This window comes from Flammeovirga yaeyamensis (genome assembly GCF_018736045.1).
GTDB lineage: Bacteria > Bacteroidota > Bacteroidia > Cytophagales > Flammeovirgaceae > Flammeovirga > Flammeovirga yaeyamensis.
On sequence record NZ_CP076133.1, the window covers coordinates 632,558 to 649,792 of the forward strand.

Annotated in this window: 14 protein-coding genes; 9 read left to right on the forward strand and 5 right to left on the reverse strand. The window is 35.5% G+C overall.

Annotated elements, in window-relative coordinates:
* Positions 1-22 precede the first annotated feature (22 nt).
* Positions 23-898, forward strand: coding sequence for an Rpn family recombination-promoting nuclease/putative transposase (locus KMW28_RS22605; RefSeq protein ID WP_169662112.1), 876 nt, complete (start codon positions 23-25; stop codon positions 896-898).
* A 55-nt stretch (positions 899-953) separates the two neighbouring features.
* On the opposite strand, the gene KMW28_RS22610 is transcribed toward KMW28_RS22605, so the two are convergent.
* On the reverse strand, positions 954-2,234 hold the full coding sequence (locus tag KMW28_RS22610; RefSeq protein ID WP_169662111.1) for a glycoside hydrolase family 117 protein: 1,281 nt from the start codon (positions 2,232-2,234) through the stop codon (positions 954-956).
* Between the two features lie 467 nt (positions 2,235-2,701).
* On the opposite strand from KMW28_RS22610, the gene KMW28_RS22615 reads away from it, so the two are divergent.
* The 4 genes from KMW28_RS22615 (at position 2,702) to KMW28_RS22630 (ending at position 11,334) form a co-directional block, all read left to right on the forward strand.
* Positions 2,702-5,881, forward strand: coding sequence for a SusC/RagA family TonB-linked outer membrane protein (locus KMW28_RS22615; RefSeq protein ID WP_215585947.1), 3,180 nt, complete (start codon positions 2,702-2,704; stop codon positions 5,879-5,881).
* Between the two features lie 11 nt (positions 5,882-5,892).
* Positions 5,893-7,671, forward strand: a complete 1,779-nt coding sequence (locus tag KMW28_RS22620; protein ID WP_169662110.1) for a RagB/SusD family nutrient uptake outer membrane protein — start codon at positions 5,893-5,895, stop codon at positions 7,669-7,671.
* 30 nt (positions 7,672-7,701) lie between these two features.
* Entirely contained in the window at positions 7,702-9,297 is a 1,596-nt protein-coding gene (locus tag KMW28_RS22625) for a hypothetical protein (protein ID WP_169662109.1), read from the forward strand.
* A gap of 219 nt (positions 9,298-9,516) precedes the next feature.
* On the forward strand, positions 9,517-11,334 hold the full coding sequence (locus tag KMW28_RS22630; protein WP_205958104.1) for an arylsulfatase: 1,818 nt from the start codon (positions 9,517-9,519) through the stop codon (positions 11,332-11,334).
* A gap of 6 nt (positions 11,335-11,340) precedes the next feature.
* Here the strand turns inward: KMW28_RS22630 and KMW28_RS22635 are convergent, their stop codons facing one another.
* On the reverse strand, positions 11,341-12,252 hold the full coding sequence (locus KMW28_RS22635; protein WP_169662107.1) for a metallophosphoesterase: 912 nt from the start codon (positions 12,250-12,252) through the stop codon (positions 11,341-11,343).
* Positions 12,253-12,572: 320 nt separating this feature from the next.
* On the opposite strand from KMW28_RS22635, the gene KMW28_RS28725 reads away from it, so the two are divergent.
* Positions 12,573-12,719, forward strand: a complete 147-nt coding sequence (locus tag KMW28_RS28725; protein ID WP_394369917.1) for a hypothetical protein — start codon at positions 12,573-12,575, stop codon at positions 12,717-12,719.
* Complete coding sequence (locus tag KMW28_RS22645; RefSeq protein ID WP_169662106.1) at positions 12,697-12,864, forward strand: sulfatase/phosphatase domain-containing protein; 168 nt, start codon at positions 12,697-12,699, stop codon at positions 12,862-12,864. Before KMW28_RS28725 ends, KMW28_RS22645 begins: the two co-directional genes overlap by 23 nt.
* 6 nt (positions 12,865-12,870) lie before the next feature.
* Here the strand turns inward: KMW28_RS22645 and KMW28_RS22650 are convergent, their stop codons facing one another.
* The 3 genes from KMW28_RS22650 to KMW28_RS22660 form a co-directional block, all read right to left on the reverse strand.
* On the reverse strand, positions 12,871-13,137 hold the full coding sequence (locus KMW28_RS22650; RefSeq protein WP_066213720.1) for a hypothetical protein: 267 nt from the start codon (positions 13,135-13,137) through the stop codon (positions 12,871-12,873).
* Between the two features lie 208 nt (positions 13,138-13,345).
* The gene (locus tag KMW28_RS22655; RefSeq protein WP_205958103.1) at positions 13,346-14,023 is read right to left on the reverse strand and encodes a LytR/AlgR family response regulator transcription factor; all 678 of its coding nucleotides are present in this window, start codon (positions 14,021-14,023) and stop codon (positions 13,346-13,348) included.
* Positions 14,020-15,126, reverse strand: coding sequence for a sensor histidine kinase (locus KMW28_RS22660; protein ID WP_169662105.1), 1,107 nt, complete (start codon positions 15,124-15,126; stop codon positions 14,020-14,022). Before KMW28_RS22660 ends, KMW28_RS22655 begins: the two co-directional genes overlap by 4 nt.
* A gap of 202 nt (positions 15,127-15,328) precedes the next feature.
* Here KMW28_RS22660 and KMW28_RS22665 point away from each other — a divergent pair, with 202 nt between their 5' ends.
* Both KMW28_RS22665 and KMW28_RS22670 read left to right on the forward strand, forming a co-directional pair.
* Positions 15,329-16,297 (forward strand): SDR family NAD(P)-dependent oxidoreductase, encoded by a 969-nt coding sequence (locus KMW28_RS22665; protein ID WP_169662104.1) that lies wholly within the window; start codon positions 15,329-15,331, stop codon positions 16,295-16,297.
* 8 nt (positions 16,298-16,305) lie between these two features.
* Entirely contained in the window at positions 16,306-17,223 is a 918-nt protein-coding gene (locus KMW28_RS22670; RefSeq protein WP_169662103.1) for a helix-turn-helix domain-containing protein, read from the forward strand.
* The last annotated feature ends 12 nt before the right edge of the window (positions 17,224-17,235 follow it).

The window sequence follows — 17,235 nt, forward strand, 5'->3', positions numbered from 1 at the left end:
TGTAAAAACAAATAAAATCAAAATGGCAACTTCAAAATATATCAACCCATTTACGGATTTTGGATTTAAGAAAATCTTTGGCGAAGAGGAGAATAAAGATATCCTAATTGATTTTTTGAATACCATTCTTCCTGATGAGGATAAAATATATGATTTAACATATAAATCATCTGAAAAGCTTTCTAGTCACGAAACGGATAGAAAAGCCATTTTTGATTTGTATTGTGAAAATGAAAAAGGAGAAAAGTTTATTGTTGAATTGCAACGAGCTCATCAAACCTTTTTTAAAGATAGGACTGTTTACTATTCAACTTTTCCGATTCAAGAACAGGCCACAAAGGGTCAACCAGAAGGAAAAGGTTGGAAATATGAACTGAAAGCAGTTTATGTGGTAAGTTTAATGGATTTTACTTTTGATCAATCAGCAGATTTTCATCATGTGGTTGAATTAAAAAATCAAAGAAATGAGGTATTCTATGATAAGTTGAAATTTATCTATTTGGAACTACCGAAATTTAAAAAATCTGAACAAGAACTTTCTAATCATTTTGATAAATGGATTTACATTCTAAATAGATTAGAAAGTTTTACTGAAGCACCAAAATTCTATCAAGAGTATATTTTTAAAAGAGTTTTTGAAATTACCGAATACACAGCATTGGCAAAGGAAGAACAAATGAGATATGAAGAGGATTTAAAAATCTTTAGAGATTATTTAAATACTTTGGACACTGCAGAAGCTAAAGGAAGAGAGGAAGGTAGAAAAGAAGGTGTTCTTGAAGGGGAAAGAAGAAAGGCTATAGAAACTGCAAAATCAATGTTGAGTGATGGCTTACCTCCAGAAAAAATCTCTATTTACACAGGTTTAACGGTTGAAGAGATCAGCCAATTGAAATAAAGAAAAACCACTTGTATTTATAAATACAAGTGGTTTTTTCTTTATGATTACTTTTTTATTTACTTACTTTCACCTTCTGATTCTCCTTCAAAATTCTCTCCTTCTGTTTCTTCGTCAACCCTTGCTTATAATATGTTTCAGGTTTCCAATACTCAAAGGTTTTCTTCATATCAGGATCATCCACATCCAAGCTTAAATCGCAATCAAAACGAGTAAGGATAGAGTGGTTATGCGACCAAGTAGTTGCATTTACAAAATGGGAAATACCCCAAGTGATTCCTCTACCGTTGCCATTACTATCAAATGCATCGGGAATATACGGGCCAGCCGCTGTTGGCATTAAAGAACTAATAGAAGCAATCTCAAAATTTACCCCATCTTCAGCATACTGAATAGTGAAATGCTCATTGCCATCCTTAATCACTAAAGCTGCAATACCGTCTTTAAATGGGAATAAAGTGGTTTCGTGTCCAGAAGTAATGATCGGGTTCAACGGATGCTTTTCGAATGGACCAAGTGGATCATCAGCGACAGCTAAACCTTGCATTCTAACTAAATTAGGGTCGCCATCAAAGTCCGATTTATAATACAGATAGATCTTGCCTTTGTATACTAATGGATATGGATCGTGAATAGAATATTGATCCCATTCTCCTTCTTTACCATTCGGGATCACAATCTTATTTGCTGGTGTCCAAGGACCGTCAGGAGAATCGGCGTAAGAAACGGCTACCGGGCAATCGTCACCACGCTTACCACTTGCCTCCATAAATCCTTGATAATACAAATAGAACTTCCCTTTCCACTTTAAAATATCTGTGGTAGTGACCGATCTCCAACCCACATTTGGTTTTGGAGGACGAGGAACAGCTACACCTTGTTCTTTCCAAGTAAAGCCATCTTTACTCGTAGCGTACCAAATATCGGATAAATCCCAATCGCTCGATGGGATGGTATCGTTACAGTTTTTAGCTCCTTTTGGAGAAGTAGGTGTATGTCGTTTAGTATACCATACATAATACTGACCATTCTCAAAAATGATTTTCGACGGATCTCTTCTCGAAATTGTACCGTCATGATCGTTATAATCGAAACCCTTTAGTTCGGTGTATTTAAATTGAGAATACAACTCGTTGTGTTCTGGTCGTGGAGCGGAATACGAATAGTTTCTTTCCATCGATCGGCTTAACATTCTATCCGTTGGTTTTTCTTTAGGAAGAATAAACGGAAAGGCCGACGTATTTTCTGGTTGATCTTTTATTGACTGACAACCAAAGTTACTGCACAGTATTAATAATAGCAGATAGCCAAGTTTTGTTTGTGTTTTAAAATTCATTTTTTCAATACTTAAGTTCTTTATAAAAATACGATCAATTGATGTGATGTAGTGAGGGGGGATAATGGGAAAATCAAGGGGTATATAAATTGATGAGTTTCCCCCACTTTTCTTCTAATTCAAAGGAAAATACTTCCATATTAAAATCAAATTATTTGATATAGACACGAACTAAACATTTCCACTAATACGTATCAAAAACATTAATTTTTGATTGATTTGTGCACATTTGAATCGAATATTCATCAACAAAAAGAGAAATAAGCACTTTTTAGTGAAAAGTAGAAGTGGGGTATTTGTATAACATCGTTTAAAACGACATCGAAAGGGAGGGTAATGAAACAGAAATACCCCCTTTTTTAGATTTTATTTTTACCCCACAATTTCTGAATCATTATTCCGTACTGTTAATTTTCGTGAAACTACATTTGAATCGAAATGTATTTTTAATGAATTATTAACTGAACATGTTGAAATTTTTTACAAACATGTTGTGCTTGAGATCTCTCTATCTATGGACGTTGCTATTGGCAATTACCTTATCATTTAAGGTATCCGCACAACAAAACCAAAATCTAATTTCAGGTAAAATAGTTGATGAAAACGACCAACCTTTACCTGGCGTGAATGTAGTAATCGAAGGAACAAGCAAAGGTACGATCACTGACTTTAGTGGTGTCTTCAAGCTGCAAGTATTTAACAAGAACGCAAAACTAGAAATCTCTTCTATTGGCTATGAAACACAAACAATAGCGTTAGAAGGAAAAAAAATAATCAATCTAAAAATGGAGTTGGATGTGCAAGCATTGGACGAAGTAGTAGTAATTGGTTATGGCGAACAGAAAAAGAAAGAAGTTACCGGAGCTGTAGGCCGAGTTTCTGGAGAAGAAATTCTGAATGTGTCTACTTCTGATGTGGGGGGCGCATTGCAAGGACAAATTGCAGGTGTGAACGTACAAGCTTCATCGGGTCAACCTGGTGCAACAGCAAACATTATGATTCGTGGTTTGAGTTCTATCACAGGGTCAAGTACTCCTTTATATGTAGTCGACGGCGTACCATTTGATGGTGACCCGGGTTTATCACCTTACGAAATTGCTTCCATTGATGTATTAAAAGATGCGGCTTCAGCTGCGATTTATGGTACAAGAGGTGCTTCGGGTGTGATCTTAATTACCACAAAGAAAGGTCACGAAGGCGAAATGAAAATTAATTTCGACGGATATTATGGTGTGCAAAAAATCACGAACGGAGTACATTTAATGAATTTCGAAGAGTATATATATGCAGAGATGTTGCGTATAGAAAACACCGATCCTAAGGCACATTCTGAAAACTTGTGGTTACCCATTTCGGAAAACCCAGCGACGTTTACCAACAATACTAGAATGTCGGATGTTATTTTTCAGGATAATGCACCCGTACAAAACTACAACTTAACAGCATCGGGTGGTAGAGCCGGTATGAGATATAATGTAAACGCCAATTACTTCTCTCAAGATGGTTCAATTATCAATTCTGGTTTTGAAAGAATGAGTTTGAGAGCCAATAATACCTACAAGAAAAAGAAGTTTACCCTTTCGACCAACTTAGCACTAAAAAGAGAAACAAGAAGGTTTACACCTCAAACGCTTTTAACCGATGCGTATAAATATAAGCCTTACCAACAACCAATTGATCCGAATCAGGAAACGATTGTTTCTCAAAGTGATTTGGAAAATACAGAATCAAATGATATTCAAAACATGAGTTTCTTGATGTCGAAATTAAAGCGTCAGGACGAAAGTGTGATCAATCAAATCAATTATAACTTGAAGTTGGATTATGATTTAATCAAAGGGCTAAAACTTTCTTCAAGATTCGGTGGAGCCATTACAGAAGGCACGCGTGAAATCATTGAACCGAATATTAAATCATACACTGCCCAAGGAAAAGAAGTTACTATTCGTAATTATAGATCGGGTGTAAGAAATGTGAGTAGCTCAAGAGATAACTGGTCTTGGGAAAACTCAATCAACTATACCAAAAAAGTAGGAGGACATCAATTTAAAGTATTGGGGGTATTCTCTTTAGAAAGCTATAATTATGGTTCATTCTATGGTCAGAAAAAAGATCTAGTAAGTAATGAGATAACAGTGTTGGATGGAGCAACAAGTGATCCGTTAGCAGGAAATGAAACTGGTTTCAATCAGAATAAAACAAACAACTTGATTGGTATGTTGGGCCGTTTTCAATACAACTACAAAGGACGTTATTTATTAAGTGCATCGGTAAGAAGAGATGGATCTTCTAGATTCTCTGAGCAAAATAGATGGGGTGTTTTTCCTTCTTTATCGGTAGGTTGGAATATTTCCGAAGAAGCGTTCTGGGGAGGAGGTTTGAAAGACCACTTCAATGTATTTAAGCTAAGAGGTAGTTATGGTACAACAGGTAACCAAAACTTCTTAGATTACAGTAATGCCACTGCTATTTTCTTAAATAAAGATTATGTATTTGGTACAGCAACCAACGAGAATCTTCAGGTGGGTGCCACTCAGGTTAACTTTGCGAACGTGAATGTGCAATGGGAAACAACAATACAATCCAACATTGGTATTGACTTCGGTTTCTTTAATAACAAACTGACTTTCACAGCAGATGTATACAATACTGACAAGCAAGATATGTTATTCCCAGTACTTATTCCTGCTTCTACAGGTGGTGGAATTAACCCGACGGTAGTCTTGAACGTGGGTAACATGAATAACAAAGGGGTAGAACTTACAGCCAACTATAAGCACATTGGTAAGAAAGGATTCGACTGGAACATTGGTGGTACTTTCTCTAAAAATGAGAACAAGATTACCAAGATGGCAGGGGCCAATAAAGTGGCTTATTTAAATGGTAGTGTAGCCGTTGCCGTAGGATCAAACGCTCAAGATAAGTTATCGGTATTGAAAGAAGGATATGAAGCAGGTGCTTTCTTCCTAGTTCAGTCAGATGGTATCCTTTCAACTCAAGAAGAAGTGGATGCTTACAATGAATACTTTGGTGCTGAGGTAGCCAAACTAGGTGATTTAAAATTGGTAGATCAGCCAACGATAGATACTACTGGTGATGGTATCCCAGACACAGGAGACAGACAAATTGATGATGAAGATAGAGTGTACGCAGGTTCGGGTATGCCAGATTTTGAAGTCGGTTTAAATATGGGAGCCTCTTATAAAGGATTTGATATTTCAGTTCAATTCTATGGAGCATTTGGTGGTGAAGTGATCAACGGTAACAAAGCATTTGCTTATCAAGAAGGTGTCCATAAAGATCTTGTTTACCAATGGACGGAGCAAAATCCAACAACAAATGTACCTGCTTATAGAGGTGGTGGACACGAAAACTATAGAGGTCGTAACGATATCTATTTAGAAGACGGTTCTTTTGTTCGTCTTAGAAATGTAACTATTGGTTACATGTTGCCAGAAAATCTTAATAAGAAAATGGGCATCAGTAAATTCAGAATTTATGCTACGGCGATCAACCCACTAACATTTACCAATTACACAGGTTACGATCCGGAAGTAGGTAATAATGGATTGAGTTCTAGAGGTATCGACAGAGGTACATATCCAGTAACAGCATCGTATAGAGTAGGTTTACAATTCGGCTTCTAAACTAAACAAGAATGAAAAAATTAATCAACATAATCATAGCGGGAGTTTTCTTAATCCCATCCATGTGGTCTTGTGCAGGCTTTTTAGACGAGACCAACCCCAATGCCATGACGACCAGTATCTTCGGTACCACTCCAGAAGAACTCAACATGGGTCTAACATCGGTTTACAGTACTTTTAAGGAGAAGAACCTATTGGCGATTATCCAAGAGTACAATAGAGATGATATGACAATTATTGGTGTTGCCAAAGCATTGCCAACCAATAATGAGTTTTACTATAAAACATTTAACTCGGCAACATCCATAGTAAGTGATAAATGGTCGAGATTATATAAAGGAATCTTCAGGGCAAATCAGGTTATCGAAAACTATTATCAAGTATACCCTGAGGAATTGGAATTGGATTTAGCGGGTGAGGAAGTGATTATCGAAGATGAAAACGATACGCACCGTTACATCATCGCCCAAGCTCGTTTCTTTAGAGGGCTATTCCACTTCTACTTGCATTCATCATTCAATGAAGGAAGCATAATAATTTATGATTTTATTCCAGAAAATGAGACGGATTTCTACCAACATTTACAAGACGAAAGTGTAGTGAGAGAGTTCTTTTTGAAAGAATTAGAGTTCGCTAAAAATAACTTACCTATTGCATGGGACGGTATGGATAAAGGTCGTGTAACCGCTGGGGCAGCAGCATCAGTGATGGGACAGAGTTATTTATACAGTGGCGAATATGAAAAAGCAGCAGAATATCTAAAAGATGTGATCGATAATTATGGATACACATTAACAGAGAACATCAATGATAATTTTAGTGAGTATGGTGAGTTTAATTCAGAATCTATTTTAGAGATTTCTTACTCGAATACTTACAATCAGGAGTTCAACGGAGGCGACGATGCACAAACTGCCAACGACCTTCCTCAAGCGTATAGTTTTGTAGGTGGATTTGGTGGTCATCAGCCAAGTTTATGGTTAACTATGGCCTATAAGAACGATCCTATGGACCCAACAGACAATAGAAATTACTACGAAAATGATGAAGGGAATATGGTATTAAGACCTTATTCGCTTAGAACATCGTATTCTATTGCTTTGGTTGATGATATCGTTCCTTATTATCAAACACTTCCTTTTGAGCAGCCGCAACCTTTTAGAAATCAAAGAACCTCTTATTTCAGAAAACATACTCGATGGGAGACGCATACTTCAGAAATCGAAAATGGTTTGGTACGTTCTGGTCTTAATGTTAGAGTACTTCGTTTGGCAGATGTGTATTTAATGTATGCTGAAGCGATGATCAAAGGAGGAAAAGATGATGCAGGATTGGCTGAAGCGTTGAAATATATCAACAAAGTACGTTATCGTTCTGCTTTAGAGTTGATTGGTCCTTCGGCATCAAGCGAATATTCTTCTTCTCAACACAATGAAATGGTGTATACAGCACAAACGTTAATGGAGCATTTGATGTACATCGAAAGACCTTTAGAATTGTCGTTGGAAGGTCACGCCATTCGTCAGATTGACTTGAGAAGATGGGGAATTACCAAACAACGTTTCGAGGATTTATCCACTAGAGAATATCATGTGGGTACATACTCTGCGGTCGGTTCCGATGGTAAAACCATCAATAAATGGGGATCTGTACTATTTGATGGAGCATCAGATAATAACGCAGTGAATAAAAATGAGTTTGGTATTTCAGCGGTGAACTACGTGAACTCATTACACGATTACTGGCCTCTTCCAAACGCAGAAACTATTTCAAACCCTAATTTCAATTAGGATCCAAAGAAATAAACTAAAGACAGAACAATGAAAAAAATTAAATATATCATAGGTATTCTAATGGTTATGGGCTTTATAAGCTGTAATCAGAAAGAGTATGTGGCACCTTCGGAGTTTTCGGATGTAAAGTGGTACACAAGTAAATCCAATAACAACTTTACATTTACCGATACTATGTTTGTTGGGGTCAATAATTTCATCGGTTTCACTGACCTTTCTAGAGGTACGGTAGAACACAATTGGTATGTTCCAGCATCAGCTAAGTTTTTGGAAGGACCGATTTCGAATAAGGTAAAAGATTTCACTCCATATATTATTAATGATGGGGAATTGATGTCATCAGATCCAACCGTAAATGTATTGTTTACAGAAGCTCCTCCGAAAAAGGAAAATGGAGAAGATTCAATCCTTACGGTGAAACTATACAATACGTTTAGAGATTCAGTTTCTTTTACTGGTTTCGATACTTTGGAAGCGGAGTACATCAATGGACTTTGGGTGATCGAAAACGATTTTAAAGTGAAAGTATTTGATTCTGTGGAGGTAGACATGACGATCACTAAAGAGTCGGGGGAAACGTTTGATAATTACGATGATTCCACTGCCGTATTTGAAGTAGAATTTGGAGAGAAAGTCACGTTCACAGATATTTCTACTGTAGGTGATCCGGATGCTCGTACGTGGAAAATTGCGGGTAAGGAATATACAGACGAAACCGTTACAGTAACAACAAGTGCATTGGGAAGACTGAATGTGATGTTGACTGCTAGAAGAGAGAATCCAGCACTTCCTGCAGGTATGCGACAATATACGGTAGCAGGTAAAATTATGGTGGTGCCATCAAGTAAGCCGTTTGCTTTGGCAAGTACAGTAGATGAATTAGAGGATCAGACGATACAGTTTACTTACAATGGTTTGTTCAAAGATTTTACTTCAGCAGATGCAAAAGCATTCTTTACAGCAACAGTAAATGGTAATGAAACAGCTATCGATTTTATCGGAAGAGATGAGGGAAGTAATGCCACGATCAACATCAAATTATCGGAGACGATTTATAGTAATGATGTGGTGGTCATCAAATACAATGGGGGATTAAAAGCGACTGATGGACGTGAAAGTGGTGCTTTCGAAGAAACAGTCAACATGCACGAGGTGGTGTTATTGGACAAAGAAACATCAAAATTCAGTAACGATGATAACGATATGTGGATTGTTGCAGCCAATACGCTTTCTAATCCAAATGCATCCATCACTTTAGGTACGGAAGAAGATGGATCGACACATATGGTGCTTCAAAAATTAGGAGCTGGTCCATTACAGTTAGAAGGTAGAGGTGGATTATTCAACCTTCAGCAAGGAAAGAAATACTTGATTAAGTTTAAGATTTGGGCACCTGTGGGAGCAGGAGGTTATAAAATCTATATGGTAGACGATAGATGGCACGAGCATAAATGGTTGGCACAAGAAAACCCTGCAGAAGAATGGGTAGAAGCAGAATACATTTATGAGAAAACATCTGCCGATAAACAAGGGGCATTATTGATTATGAACCTTGGTGGATTTGGTCCATTTAAAGTAAAAGAAATTACCGTAAGGGAAGCTGATATAAGACCAATTGAATAGAGTTAGATTAACAATTTGAACAATTGATGAAACCGATTTTGGGCAATTTTCCAAAATCGGTTTCTCTTTATTAAATGTAATAACGAATACAAAAGACTTTTTTTTAGGGGGGTATTTCTGATTTTAATATATCCCGAAGAAACTCAAAACCCTTTATATCCATATCAATAAGCCACTTTATCTAGATTTGAAATAACATATTTATTGGACTATATGATGATGAAATATATAACAAGATCAACTATTGGGATTGCACTATTAATCTCATTTCTATATATCAAAAGTTGTAGTGATATTGATAAACCCAATGTGATTATTATACTTACCGACGATATGGGTTATGGTGATATTGCCGCACATGGAAATAAAGATATTTCAACACCTCATATCGACCAACTACATGATGAAAGTTTAAGGCTAACGAATTTCCATGTAAATCCTACATGTGCGCCTTCAAGAAGTTCTTTGATGACAGGAAAAGATGCCAATCGTGTAGGTGTGTGGCATACGGTGATGGGAAGGTCATTACTCTATGAAGAAGAGGAAACAATGGCAGATGTATTTTCTGCCAATAATTATGCAACAGGCTTATTTGGGAAATGGCATTTAGGCGATAATTATCCATTTGCCTCACAATATAGAGGGTTTCAAGAAGTTTTAACTCATGGTGGAGGAGGAGTCGGACAAACGCCAGATTATTGGAACAACGATTACTTTGATGATGTGTACCTAAGAAATGGTCAAGAAGAAAAAGTGGAAGGGTATTGTACCGATGTGTGGTTTAGAGAAGCCTTGGCTTTTATCAAAGAGAATAAAGAAAATCCGTTCTTTTGTTATATTTCAACCAATGCACCTCACTCTCCATTAAATGTCCCTTTCTCGTATGCTGAACCTTATCTTAAAAAAGGAATTCAAGAAGATAGAGCCAAGTTCTACGGTATGATTTCTAATATCGATGATAATGTAGGCAAATTGAGGAAAAAGCTGGAAGAATGGGGTATTGCAGATAATACCATTTTGATATTCATGTCGGATAATGGTACTGCAAATGGAGCTAAATTAAAGGGAAAGCAACTATTAAGTGGCTACAATGCCAATATGAGGGGAGTGAAAGGTAGTCCCTATGATGGAGGACACCGAGTCCCATTTTATGTGCATTGGAAGAATGGGAATTTGAATCATGGAATAGATATCCATCAGCTTACTGCACATATTGATGTGCTTCCGACACTGATAAAAATGTGTGGTTTATCGAATGTCCCAACTATAAATTTTGATGGTATAGATCTATCCCAAATATTTCTGGGTAGTGAAGAAAATTTAGATGTCAATCGAATACTAATTGGTGATTCTCAACGCTTAGAAACACCTAAGAAATGGCGTAACTCCTATGTGATGATGGGGCAATGGCGATTAATTAATGGGACAGAATTATATAATTTAAAAAGGGATCCCTCTCAGGTAAAAAATGTATTTGATTTAGAACATCAGATAGTGAAACAATTAAAGGAAGCTTACGAAAAACATTGGGTAGAAATCTCCCCATCATTTCATCGCTTTGCTTACATCAAATTGGGGAATGATGTCGAGAAAATATCAAAGTTGACGGCCCATGATTGGCATGTTGAAGAACAACATAAAATTCCGTGGAACCAACAATTAATTCGAAAAGGACAAGAAGGAACTGGGCATTGGAAAGTAGATTTTGTCAAAGAGGGGAAGTATAAGATTGTGTTAAGACGATGGCCAAAAGAAGTGAATTTGCCATTAAATGCACAAACTAGACCCTTCTACTCAGACTACTGTGATTATCATTTAGTGGAAGGTAAGAAAATGGAATTCACCAATGCTTATTTAACCGTAGGCAATAAAACATGGGAACAAAAAGTGCAACCTAATGCTGCATCCGTAAGTTTTGATGTAGAGTTAAGAAAAGGAGCAACGGAAATGACGGCTTCCTTTAAAACATCAGATAATGTGTTGCAAGGTGCTTATTATGTGTATGTAGAGAAATTAGGAATGTTTAAAAGCCTATAATTTGGTTTACACGGCAGTGAAGTTTGAGTTGTTCAATTCTCCTTTTCCATCGAAGGAATACGCTGCCAATAAACCTCCTTTGGCTACGCTATAATCTAGACAACATACATTGTTTTTATAAATATTAGGTTTGTTTTTTAACCAATAGTGTCCAAAGAAAACAGGTTTCTCCTCAGAAGCATAAAATGAATTTTCGGTGATAGCTGTATGTTCTATGGGTTCATCAGAAAGTTGTTCGACAGGATGGACACTAATGGACTGATACGTCATGCCTTCCATATTTTCCCACCACTTATAACGAATTTCTTTTCGCTCATTTCCGTCTTTATCAAAAAAGGATATTCCATCTGGTAATTGTAGTTCTTTCCCCTTTAATGTCTGTTCCACAGCATTAGTAAACGGCGTATTCTTAATCGTCGATTTTTCGATTAATTCAGGGGTTAATCGATCGTTTTCTAGAAATGATCTTAGTAAATCTATATTCTTTTGATCCCAGCAAGCATGCACCACTCTTAGGTCATCATTCTCATAATATAAAGGCAAAGTGAGGAACCACTCTATATACTCCTCGTATTCTTTTTGTCTGTTTTGAAACTGCTTTAGTGTTTCATAATGTTGAATGATGTTCTTAATTAAATGCGGTCTCAAATGTCCTCCGCTAAATTTATGCAAATGAAAACAGATCGCATTGTATTCATGATTACCCATTACCGCAATCGCATGACCATGATCCACCATCGGTTTTACAATCTCTAAAGTCTCTCTAATTTTTGGTCCTCTATCAATAAAGTCTCCCACAAAAATGATTTTTCGAGAAGAGTGTTGGTAAATCCCATCAATTTTTTGATAATGAAGTTGGGTGAGTAACTGTTCTAGTTCATCGGCATGTCCATGAATATCGCCTATTAAGTCGTACATTTTAATTTGGTTTTGAGTAAAAAGTGAGTGGTTGATTTTGGTCTTATAAAGATAATAGGCTTTGGGACAATTTTTCTATCATTCTTATTTTATCTAAAAGTTTCTATTGATGCACATTGAAGCTTCAAAAATACTTTATCGAAGGATGATGATAGATTTTTAGATTTTCTGCTATTTAGTGCTCATTGATGTCAAATACGTGTTATTCATGATCAAAAATATGTTCTTTAATTTTAACAAAACAACCGATATTTACACCCATTACTTACTACCTAATTTTTACCAGTGCTTTTTCGATCCGAACAAAAGAGTATAGATATATTCGATATGCGAATAATAAAGAAGAATTGTACGATCATAAAAAAGACCCTTTCGAAAAGAACAATGTAGCGAAAGATAAAAAGTACAAAGCAATAAAAGCAAAACTATCTATGCTGTTGGACAATGAAATTTATCCGACAAAATAAACGACTTATTAGAAATGAATTATACGATCATAGAAAGGATAAATACGAATGGAAAAATGTGGCTTCCAAAAAGAAATATCAAAAAGTGAAAGCACAATTGAAACAAGAAATGTTTGATATTATTGGAGAAAGTGTTCCTCAGTAATAAGTTTTACGCAGCTAGTATCTCTTTAAATTCAGTGATAATGGTTTTATCAAGTTCTATGTTTTGCAATATAGAATCAAGCATAAAAGTGATTTTATCTTTAGATAATTGATCAAAATGATAAGTGTCTTGCCATACTAAAATATGAATTAGATTTGCATGTTCATGCTTTATTTTAGCATAAACACCATAATTCATTCTTAGTTTTAGCAATTTATCATCAATTTCAAGAATATCATTTGCTGAAGTGGCTAGCGAAGAAATGTTTTTCATAATAGGCACATTATAAGTAGTATATGTTATTACGTGTGATCAATAGTTTGTATTGTTAATTATCAATTTAATCAAATGATTTTGTTAGAATAATTATAATTATTAGAGTTAATAAAGTATTTGTGATGTTTTATTGCTTATTACTAACATTCTGATTTAGAGGTGATTTAAAGTTTTATTCTTTAAAAGCAGACAAGGTGGATACATACTAGATACAAAGCTTATCAAGTAATTGTTTCTTGTACTTCTGCCCTATAGGCACCTGATGATCCAAAAGTTGAACAGTATTCCCCTCAATACTTGAAATACAATTTTCGTTGATGATAAACGATTTATGTATCCTCATAAAACTCCCCTTATCTTTTAAAAAGTCTTCATAATAAGAGAGTTTTTGATAACTCACGATGGTTTGTTCTTTCAACACTAATTTGACATAATTTCCTAGTGCTTCGATTATCAAAAGGTCTTTCGGATCAATACTAACTAACTTTTTATCTGCCTTTACAAAAAACTGATTTTTGGTTTCTTTTCTTTCTTCAGATACATCATCCAATTTATTTATAGCGGATAAAAAACGAGGAAAACCAAAAGGCTTTAATAGATAATCGACTACATTGAGTTCGAACCCTTCCACCGCAAATTCTTTATAAGCAGAAGTAACAATTACTTTTGGAGCCTTTGATAGAGATCGTAACAATTCAAACCCACTTATTTTAGGCATATTGATGTCTAAGAAAATCAGTTCAATATCGCTACCATGCAATAATTCCATAGCTTCGAAAGCATCGTAAGCATTACCACATTTTTCTAAATAAGTGATCTTCTCACAATACCCCTCAATAATTCTATGAGCAATAGGTTCGTCGTCTATAATGATGAATTTCATGATAAGTCGATAGTCAAAAGAGTTTTATATGTATTTACGCTTTTAATTTCGTCGAATGTGTATTTATTCGGGTAGATCAATTCCAATCGTTTTTTCAGATTTTCCAATCCAATTCCCACACGGTTATCTTGCATGGCTCTATCAAAGTTGTTTTCGATAGTGAAACTAACTGAATTCCCAGCCTCCTCAATTTCTATAAAAATATAGGCATTTTCAATAAGGGTTTCTACTCCATGCTTAAAAGCATTTTCCACCAAAATGATGTACAAAAGAGGAGCAATTTGAAAATCAGAAATAACCGAATTGATAAAATGTACCTGCACATTCTTCTGATACCTTATTTTATGTAATTCTATATAATTTTCTAAATATTGAATTTCATCTTGAATAGGAACCCTTTCTTCTTTCCCTTCGTAGATGGTGTAGCGCATCATATCACCTAACTTTAATACGACCTCAGGTGCTTTATCCGATTTCTCTACAGTCAATCCATAGAGGTTGTTTAAAGTATTGAAAAAGAAGTGTGGGTTAATCTGACTTTTCAACAATTGTAGTTCAGCTTTCGCTTTTTCGTTTTTAAGCGATTTGATCCACCTCCATTGTTCATAGATCCAAAGTGTAAAAAGAATAGGGATAGAAATACCAATTAAGTTCTGAATATGCTCAAATTTTTCTTCACCCTCATAAAATATATTGGCATATAAAACTACCCCTAGTAATGCACCGAAATATCCTTTTGAATACTTTATGAAAAAGCTTGGCATGATGAAATAAACAAGAATACTAAACCAAGACACTGCAAAGGATAAAGTCAGGTAATTCTGAGGTTTGTCTGCACTTTCATCATAGATATTGATAAAAATGAGGAAAAGGAATAATCCAGCAATCTTTAGTAATACGGGTACTTTTGTTTTCAAATAATTAAAGTGATGTGTCACCAAAGAAGCCACGATCGCCCAAAATAGATAGACCGAAACAATCTCCTCCATATTTCCATACGGTATGATGATCATGTCTAAAAAAGTCATGAGCACCATAATAAGGAAGATTGCAGAAGAGCCAATAATGATGGATCTCCCATAGCGTTGTATTTTATTTTTCATACTTCTAATCTCGGTCATACCTGTAATGTACCCAATTTTTTTATTTGAACGCGTTGATTTGCATGATGAACACTTGTGTCAAGGACAATATTATAAAGGTTAAAAGTAGGTTTCTGTAAAATTGTTACAAGAATCAGTAATCGGGTTAAATGGATCATAAGTTTTTGTAAGATCTTTGAAATGAACAAAAACTCTCATTAAAATGCCTAATAAAAACGTTATCTTTTGCGACCCTAAACTTTTAGAAAAAGACTTAAGTGGAAAGACTTATGTCGTAACCGGAGCGAATTCTGGAGTAGGATTCGAAACCACTCAACAATTGGTAAAACAAGGTGCACATGTTGTGATGGCATGTCGTAGAGTGGATGCTGGTAAAGAAGTAGCACAAGGTTTTTCTATTTATAAAGGAAGTTACGAGATCATGAGGTGCGATTTAGCTGATCTACAATCTGTAAGAGATTTTGTAGAAGAATTTCTATCTAAACATAAAAAGTTAGATGGATTGGCTTGTAATGCCGGTATGGTAAACATGGAAAACACTCCCAAGTATACCAAAGATGGTTTCGAAATAACCATGGCAGCAAGCTTTTACGGACATTTCCTGTTAACCGAATTACTATTAGAAACCCTAAAAAACACAACAAACTCTCGAATGCTTATTTTGTCTTCAGTGGCGCATGCCGGTAGTAAGAAAAAGAGATACCAACTTCATTTCGAAGATTTAGAATGGAAGACAAGAAAGTATAACAATTTTGATGCATATAGTGAAGCTAAAGTGGCTTCCATACTATATGCAAAAGAATTGGCTGATCGATTAAAAGACACAAGTGTGACTACTTACTCCGTTCACCCAGGTTGGGCAAGATCGAATTTTGGTGGAGGCGGAAACCCCTTTGTTAAAGTGATGATGACCCTAGCAAAACCTATTTTTACTATGCTAAACTTTAGCGATAGTAGTTGGGAATCAGCACAAACCTCCTTACATTGTCTATTATCCGAAGATGCCCCAAAACACTCTGGTAAATATTTTAGTCAGCATAGCGTTTTGTACAACGACAAAGAATGTAAAAAGGGAGGTTGGCCAATGCAAACGCCTAACCCTCATGCAGACGATATGAATGATGCCCACAAGATTGTAAATGTAACCAGAGGATTAGTAGGTTTAAATTAATTACTACCATGTCTGATATTCTAAGAATTAAAAGTATTGCTCAGTTCCATGAAATATTGGGTTTACCCTCTCCAAATCACCCTTTAATATCTCTAATTCAAGACTCCGATGTCAAGAATCTCGAATTTGATGATGACTTATTTGATATAAGGTTTTCCTCATCCATGTATACCATCATGTTTAAAGACAAGATAAGTGGTTCGTTAGGGTATGGTCGAAATTCTTACGATTATCAAGAAGGAACTTTAATTTTTGCTAATCCCAATCAGGTATTTACTACACCGAAAAAAGAAGATCTAAAAGGAAAGGAAGGGTGGACTTTATTATTTCATCCTGACTTACTGCTTAAATCCAATATGTATAATCAGATGGAGAGTTATACTTTTTTCGACTATGAAGTAAATGAGGCTTTACATTTATCAAAAAGAGAAGAGGATTATATCACAAATATTATTGATCAGATACGTTCAGAATATTCACAGAATATAGACAAACACAGTCAGAATCTTATACTCTCCAATTTGGAGTTGTTTCTGAACTACTGCATGCGTTTTTATGATCGTCAGTTTTATACCCGTACTAATTTAAATACAGATTTAGTAGGTGATTTCCGTTCGAAACTGAAGGCCTATTTTAAGTCAGAACAAATCGTAAAAAAGGGCTTGCCTTCTTCTAACTATTTTGGAAAAATGCTGAACATGTCGCCCAACTATTTAAGTGATTTATTGAAGAAAGAAACAGGTATCGGTATAAAAGAACATATTGATGCTTATGTAGTGAAAAAGGCAAAAAACATACTCCTAAGTTCTAATCAAACAGTAGGGGAAATTGCTTTTACTTTAGGCTTTGAATACCCTCAGAGTTTTACCCGTATGTTTAAGAAAAAAACAGGGTATAGCCCAAATGAGTATCGAGCTATGAATTGATTCATCTCGAAT

What these genes read in the sequence shown, in the direction of transcription:
- KMW28_RS22605 (WP_169662112.1), top strand. Translation starts at nt 23, where the DNA reads ATGGCAACTTCAAAATATATCAACCCATTTACGGATTTTGGATTTAAG.
- KMW28_RS22610 (WP_169662111.1), bottom strand. Translation starts at nt 2,234, where the DNA reads ATGAATTTTAAAACACAAACAAAACTTGGCTATCTGCTATTATTAATA.
- KMW28_RS22615 (WP_215585947.1), top strand. Translation starts at nt 2,702, where the DNA reads ATGTTGAAATTTTTTACAAACATGTTGTGCTTGAGATCTCTCTATCTA.
- KMW28_RS22620 (WP_169662110.1), top strand. Translation starts at nt 5,893, where the DNA reads ATGAAAAAATTAATCAACATAATCATAGCGGGAGTTTTCTTAATCCCA.
- KMW28_RS22625 (WP_169662109.1), top strand. Translation starts at nt 7,702, where the DNA reads ATGAAAAAAATTAAATATATCATAGGTATTCTAATGGTTATGGGCTTT.
- KMW28_RS22630 (WP_205958104.1), top strand. Translation starts at nt 9,517, where the DNA reads ATGAAATATATAACAAGATCAACTATTGGGATTGCACTATTAATCTCA.
- KMW28_RS22635 (WP_169662107.1), bottom strand. Translation starts at nt 12,252, where the DNA reads ATGTACGACTTAATAGGCGATATTCATGGACATGCCGATGAACTAGAA.
- KMW28_RS22645 (WP_169662106.1), top strand. Translation starts at nt 12,697, where the DNA reads ATGAAATTTATCCGACAAAATAAACGACTTATTAGAAATGAATTATAC.
- KMW28_RS22650 (WP_066213720.1), bottom strand. Translation starts at nt 13,137, where the DNA reads ATGAAAAACATTTCTTCGCTAGCCACTTCAGCAAATGATATTCTTGAA.
- KMW28_RS22655 (WP_205958103.1), bottom strand. Translation starts at nt 14,023, where the DNA reads ATGAAATTCATCATTATAGACGACGAACCTATTGCTCATAGAATTATT.
- KMW28_RS22660 (WP_169662105.1), bottom strand. Translation starts at nt 15,126, where the DNA reads ATGAAAAATAAAATACAACGCTATGGGAGATCCATCATTATTGGCTCT.
- KMW28_RS22665 (WP_169662104.1), top strand. Translation starts at nt 15,329, where the DNA reads ATGCCTAATAAAAACGTTATCTTTTGCGACCCTAAACTTTTAGAAAAA.
- KMW28_RS22670 (WP_169662103.1), top strand. Translation starts at nt 16,306, where the DNA reads ATGTCTGATATTCTAAGAATTAAAAGTATTGCTCAGTTCCATGAAATA.